This window comes from Agromyces humi (assembly GCF_009720255.1).
In the GTDB taxonomy this organism is placed as follows: domain Bacteria; phylum Actinomycetota; class Actinomycetes; order Actinomycetales; family Microbacteriaceae; genus Agromyces; species Agromyces humi.
This window is the reverse complement of sequence record NZ_WJSP02000670.1, coordinates 1-1032: the sequence shown is the minus strand read 5'-3', so window position 1 is coordinate 1032 and position 1032 is coordinate 1. Positions and strand designations below refer to the sequence as shown.

The 1032-nt window shown below is 75.0% G+C and carries 2 protein-coding genes; one reads left to right on the top strand and one right to left on the bottom strand.

The window, feature by feature from the left end; all coding sequences use genetic code 11:
- Positions 1 to 817 (top strand): S66 peptidase family protein (locus GH736_RS23400; RefSeq protein ID WP_159607446.1); only part of this gene is annotated, 817 nt, incomplete at its 5' end.
- Positions 818 to 844: 27 nt separating this feature from the next.
- On the opposite strand, the gene GH736_RS23395 is transcribed toward GH736_RS23400, so the two are convergent.
- Positions 845 to 1032 (bottom strand): M20/M25/M40 family metallo-hydrolase (locus GH736_RS23395; RefSeq protein ID WP_159607444.1); only part of this gene is annotated, 188 nt, incomplete at its 5' end.

The following is a 1032-nucleotide window of genomic DNA, read 5'->3' as shown; positions in this document are numbered from 1 at the left end:
CCTGCTGCGCTTTTGGGCGCTCGACCCCTTCGTGTACCCGAGCGCGATCGCGCGGCATCCGCGAGCCGACTACCTCGCCGGCGACGACGCGCTCCGGGCGGCAGACCTGGAGGCGGCGTGGTGCGACCCCGGCATCGCCGCGGTCTGCTGCCTGCGCGGCGGCTACGGATCGGTGCGGCTGCTCGACCTGCTCGACCTCGCACGTCTGCGCCGGGCGCCCGCCAAGCCGCTCTTCGGCAGCTCCGACGTGACGGCCGTGCACGAGCTCTGGAACGAGGTGCTCGGGGTGCCCACCTGGTTCGGCCCCATGCTCGGCACCGACGCCCTGCTGGAGGATGCGGTCGCGACGGACGGCCTGCGTCGCGCCATGTTCGAACCCGTCGCCGGTCGTGCATTCTCCTCGCCCGACGCGGAGACGCTCGTGCCGGGCGTCGCAGCCGGGCGACTGGTGGGCGGCACGCTGAGCCTGCTGCGGATGACGCGGGGCGCGGCCCGGACGCCGTCGTCACCGCGAGCCGGGTCGATCGTGCTGCTGGAGGACGTCACCGAGGAGCCCTACCGGATCGACGGCCTGCTCACGGCCCTGCTCCGCGAGGGCTGGTTCGACGGGGTCGCCGGCATCGCGCTCGGCAGTTGGAAGGACTGCGGCGACCTCGACGCGGTGCGCGCCCTCGTCGTCGAGCTCCTCGCGCCGCTCGGCGTGCCGCTCGTCTGGGAGCTCGGATTCGGCCACTGCGCGCAGGCGCACACACTGCCGCTCGGCGTCGACGCCACGCTGCATGCCGACGATCGGCCGCGGCTGGAGATCCACGGCTGACCGGGAGGCGCTGCGGTGACCCGTCGCTCAGGACGCGGCGAGCGCCGCGATGACCGCCGCCGTCAGCCGGACGCGCGGGGCGAGCGTGTCGAGCCGCACGTGCTCGTCTCGAGCATGCGCTCCGCCACCGAGCGGTCCGAAGCCGTCGAGCGTCGGCACGCCGAGGCGGCCGGTGAGGTTCGTGTCCGCCGCGCCCGCCGCGGGGCGGCCGGCCA